Below are 5,024 nucleotides of genomic sequence, written 5' to 3' on the forward strand. Positions count from 1 at the left end.
ATGTGACTTTTACAGAGACGGTGACAGAGTGTTCAGAAGACTATTTATAATCATCCTATGCGTGGCGGCCCTTTCCGGAGGGAGGAGCGCGCTGGCCCTGTCTCCCCGGGTGGAGGCGGACGGCGGCGATCTGCTCGTGAACAACATCCTTGTGTGCCGGTTCCGGGTCCCCGAGGGCGGTGTATCCCCCGACATGCGGGCCCGTATGGCAGCCATGAGGATCATGGAGCTGTCGGGGCCGGAGCTCACTCCGGACAGCGTGGCCTTCGTCAGGCTCTCCGACGACCTCTACAGGATCACTGTCCGCGGCTCTGCGGTGATATCCGCCCAGACCGAGGACGCGGCCCAGCTCTCTTCCACAGCCGAAGGGCTGGCGGGAGTGTGGGTCAACAACATCCGGGCGGCTCTGCAGGCGGTGCCCATATATCTGGACGCCTCCTCCTTCGTGCTGCCTCTGGAAGAGCAGCGCAGCTGGCTCCTCCACGGCTCCTACACCATGGAGCCCTCTCTGGCCATGGACGATCCGGACGTGGCCTCGGTGCGCTATGACCCCGTGACCCGCAGCATAGTGGCCTACGGCAAGGCTCTGGGCGTCACCAGGGTCACCATCACCGCCGGAGACTACACCTTCGAATTCATGATACACGTGAAAAAGCCGGCGGCCGTCATCCCCGACTCCTGCACCTTCAACGTCACGGGCAATCCCTGTCCCTCCTCTGTGATAAGGGCCGGGCTCAAGGGGGCCGTGTGCGGCAGCATCAAGGCGGAGCCCGGGGCCTCCACGGTGGTGGAGGGCATAGACTGGACCGACGTCTCCCTGGCTTCCGGAGCCGGCTCCACCGCCTCCGTGCGGGTGAGCTGCAATGGCGCCGATTATCTCACCGTGAGCAAGGTGGTCTACGTCCGCATACAGAACTGCTCGGAAAAGCGGGAAAAGCCTGCACGCATATTCTATTCCAACCATCCCGAGACCATGAAGGGCTTTCAGGACCTGTTTACCGGCACCCTGGAGCAGGGGGTCTGCACCCGGCTCCTCTATCACCATCTCAACGCCACCGGCAGGAACGCCAATCTGCGCATAGAGCTCATCAACGCCGGGGACGAGCCCGTCACCGTGCGGTCCACCCGCACCGCCATCAAGCCCATGGTGGACACCATCTCCGTGGGCCTGCAGGCCACCAAGGGCTTTATGAGCGCCGAGGACAAGAACATCAGCACCTATGACGTCATCCCGCCCCGGAGCACCAGATACTATCTGTCCGACGTCATGAAGCAGAACGACACCTCCAGCGGCGTCATGGAGTTCACCCAGAAGGACGGCGCCATGGGCTGCGTGGTGAGGGTCAGCGTGGTCCGGTCGGACTCCTCCAACCCCTCCGTCTATTCCTGCGCCAGATATTCCGGCACCGGCAGCTTTGACGAGGACGACTACATTTTCGACGAGCCCGTGAAGGAGTTCACCGAGACCTACGAGGTGGGCAAGAGCTGGGTGTTCATCTCCGTGGGCAAGGAGCACCTCACCACCGAAAAGGGCACCAAGCTCTACGGCAATTACGGGGTCACCTACAGGATGCACTTCACCCTCACCAATCCCACCGGGGACGAGAGGAAGGTCCGGGTGGGCTTCGACCCCTCCGCCGGGGCCGCGGCCGCCTACTTCACCGTCAACGGCGAGCCTGTCACCATACATCACATCAAGCCGCCCTCGGAATTCAACATATACACCGACACCCTGAAGCCCGGGGAGACCCGGCGGCTCACGGTGGAGACCATGCCCGTGTCGGGCTCCAACTATCCCGCCAAGGTGATAGTGGGCCCGGTGAGCCAATAGGAGAAAGCTATGCTCTGTACCATGAACGATCTGCTGAGGAAGGCGGATGCCGGCAACTACGGCATGGGCGCCTTCAACTTTGCCAACGCCGAGACCCTGCTGGCCATCTATGAGGCCAGTCAGGAGCAGGGCATGGATGCCATGCTCATAGGCTCCGCCGAAGAAAACCTGAGCTTTGGCCTGAAAAAATGGGTGGAGCTGGTGGAATTCATGGCCCGGGACTTCGACATCAGCGTGTGCCTGCACCTGGACCACTGCACGGACATAGAATATATCACCGACTGCATGAAGGCGGGCGTCAGGTCCGTGATGTACGACGGCTCCTTTTTGCCCTATGAGGACAATATCCGCAACACCGCCGAGGTGGTGCGCCGGGCTGCCGATTTCGGCTCCACGGTGGAAGGGGAGATAGGCCACATAGGCCGGTGCGACGATCTGGTATTTGAGGGCACCGACACCAAATACAATACTCTCACGGACCCCCGGGAGGCCCGGGAATTCGTGGACGCCACCGGAGTGGACGCCATAGCCGTGTCCATAGGCAACGCCCACGGCCTTTCCAAGGCTCTGCCGGTCCTGGACTTTGAGCTGCTGGAGGAGATAGTCACCGCCATAGACGGCCGGGCCAGGACGGTGCTCCACGGCGGCTCCGGCATCCCCGCGGACCAGCTGAGGCGGGCGGTGAATCTGGGCATCCGCAAGGTGAACGTGGCCTCCGAGATAGGCAGGGCCTACGTGTCCACCCTGAGCAGCGTGTCCGAAAACGAGTGGTGGGGCCACGGAGTCACCGCGGCCAAGGCCGCCGTGAAAGAGGTGGTCCTCAGGTGGATAGCGGCTCTGTCTCAGGACAAACGCTGAGCTGCATGGCGCAGCCCCGGCGGCGGACCTCTCGGGTCCCGCCGCTTTTTTTGTCCCCGGGGCAAAAAAATCTCCGCATTTTTGCCGGAGAGGCCCTGGAACGGGAACAAACCTGACACCGTTGGTGTATTATTAATTGATAGTGACGGTGTCAAGTCACTTGATAGTGCGTAGATTAATTCAATTGGGGGTGCTATTGTGAACCAAGATAAATATACCACCAAGAGCCTGGAAGCTCTGTCTGCCGCTCAGGCCGAGGCCGCCAGGCTGGACCATCAGAATATAGAGCCTCTGCATCTGCTGCTGGCTCTGGTCTCCCAGGAGGGAGGCGTGGTGCCCGCCGTGCTGGACAAGCTGGCTCCGGGCAGCGCCAAAAAGCTCACCGGGGAGGTGGTCCGGCTGCTGGACAGAAAGCCCCGGGTAAAGGGCGAGGGAGGCAAGTATTTCAGCCGTGAGTCCGCGGCCCTGCTCACAGAGGCGGAAAAATGCGCCGCCGGCATGCAGGACGACTTCGTCAGCTGCGAGCATCTGCTGCTGTCCATGTTCACCGGAGACACGGGAGAGGCTCTCTCTGCCGCCGGCATAGACAGGGAGGCGGTGGAAAAGGCCATCCGGGAGGTCCGGGGGGCTGCCCGGGTCACGGACAGAGACCCGGAGGGCAAATACAACGCTCTGGAAAAATACGGCCAGGATCTGACCCGGCTGGCTGCCGCCGGCAAGCTGGACCCCGTGATAGGCAGGGACGAGGAGATCCGCCGGGTGATGCAGGTCCTGAGCCGCAGGACCAAGAACAACCCGGTGCTCATAGGCGAGCCCGGCGTGGGCAAGACAGCCATCGCCGAGGGCCTGGCCCAGAGGATCGTGTCCGGCGACGTGCCGGAGACCCTGAAGAACAAGGCCGTCTTTGCCCTGGACATGGGGGCCCTGATAGCCGGCGCCAAATACAGGGGCGAATTTGAAGACCGTCTCAAGGCGGTGCTGAATGACATCAAGGCTTCCGGCGGTCAGATCATCCTCTTCATCGACGAGCTCCACACCATAGTGGGGGCCGGAGGCGGCGCCGAGGGCTCCATGGACGCGGGCAACATACTGAAGCCCATGCTGGCCCGGGGCGAGCTGAAATGCGTGGGCGCCACCACTCTGGACGAATACCGCAAATACGTGGAAAAGGATGCGGCTCTGGAGAGGAGATTTCAGCCGGTGCTCATAGAGCCTCCCACCGTGGAGGACACCATATCCATCCTGAGAGGCCTGAAGGAAAAATACGAGGGCCATCACGGGGTGCGCATCAAGGACGTGGCTCTGGTGGCGGCGGCCACCCTCAGCGACCGCTACATCTCCGACCGGTTCCTGCCGGACAAGGCCATCGACCTGATAGACGAGGCTGCCAGCCGCCTGAGGATCGAGATAGACAGCATGCCTACCGAGATAGACGAGATCGACAGGCGCATCATGCAGCTGGAGATAGAGAAGCAGGCTCTGAAGCAGGAGACCGACGAGGCTTCCATGGAGAGGCTGAAGGCTCTGGAGGAGGAGATAGGCCGCCTGAAGGAGGAGTCCGACCGGCTGAAGCTCCACTGGAAGAGCGAAAAGGAGATCATCGACGAGATCCGGGAGTGCAAAAACGAGATACAGGAGCTGGTCCGGGAGGAAGGCCTGGCGGAGAAGAAGGGCGACCTGGAACAGGCGGCCCGGCTGCGGCACGGCACCATCCCCGAAAAGAAAAAGCATCTGGAGGAGCTCAGCGACCGTCTGACAGAGGCCCAGAAGGACCACCGCATACTGAAGGAGGAGGTGGACGAGGACGATATAGCCGAGGTGGTGGCCAAGTGGACCGGCATCCCCGTGTCCCGTATGCTGGAAAGCGAGATGCAGAAGCTGATCACCATGGAAGACCGCCTGAAGGAAAGGGTCATAGGCCAGGACGTGGCCGTCTCCAGCGTGTCCAACGCCGTCCGCAGGTCCAGAGCGGGCCTGTCGGATCCGGGGAGGCCCATAGGCAGCTTTCTCTTCATGGGTCCCACCGGCGTGGGCAAGACCGAGCTGGCCAAGGCTCTGGCGGAGTTCATGTTCGACGACGAAAAGGCCGTCATCCGCATAGACATGAGCGAGTATATGGAAAAGCATTCGGTGGCCCGCCTCATAGGAGCGCCTCCGGGCTACGTGGGCTACGACGAGGGCGGCATGCTCACGGAGAGCGTCCGCCGCAAGCCCTACGCGGTGGTGCTGTTTGACGAGATAGAAAAGGCCCACGCCGACGTGTTCAACATACTGCTCCAGATACTGGAGGACGGACGGCTCACGGACGGTCAGGGGAGGACGATGGACTTCAAGA

Annotated in this window: 3 protein-coding genes; all 3 read left to right on the top strand. The window is 62.0% G+C overall.

Features of this window, described 5'->3' with window-relative positions; translation table 11 throughout:
- Nucleotides 1–1,831, top strand: a 1,831-nt coding sequence (locus tag IK083_07675) for a hypothetical protein (GenBank protein MBR4749430.1), incomplete at its 5' end; no start/stop codon positions are given.
- 9 nt (nt 1,832–1,840) lie between these two features.
- The gene (locus IK083_07680) at nt 1,841–2,689 is read left to right on the top strand and encodes a class II fructose-bisphosphate aldolase (protein ID MBR4749431.1); all 849 of its coding nucleotides are present in this window, start codon (nt 1,841–1,843) and stop codon (nt 2,687–2,689) included.
- Nucleotides 2,690–2,887: 198 nt separating this feature from the next.
- On the top strand, nt 2,888–5,024 hold a 2,137-nt coding region (locus IK083_07685; GenBank protein ID MBR4749432.1), incomplete at its 3' end, for an AAA family ATPase.

The sequence above is a fragment of the Abditibacteriota bacterium genome (genome assembly GCA_017552965.1).
Taxonomy (GTDB): Bacteria; Armatimonadota; UBA5829; order UBA5829; family UBA5829; genus RGIG7931.

Bases quoted from the DNA above. Each gene is read 5' to 3' on its own strand.
- IK083_07680 (MBR4749431.1), top strand. From the start codon at position 1,841: ATGCTCTGTACCATGAACGATCTGCTGAGGAAGGCGGATGCCGGCAAC.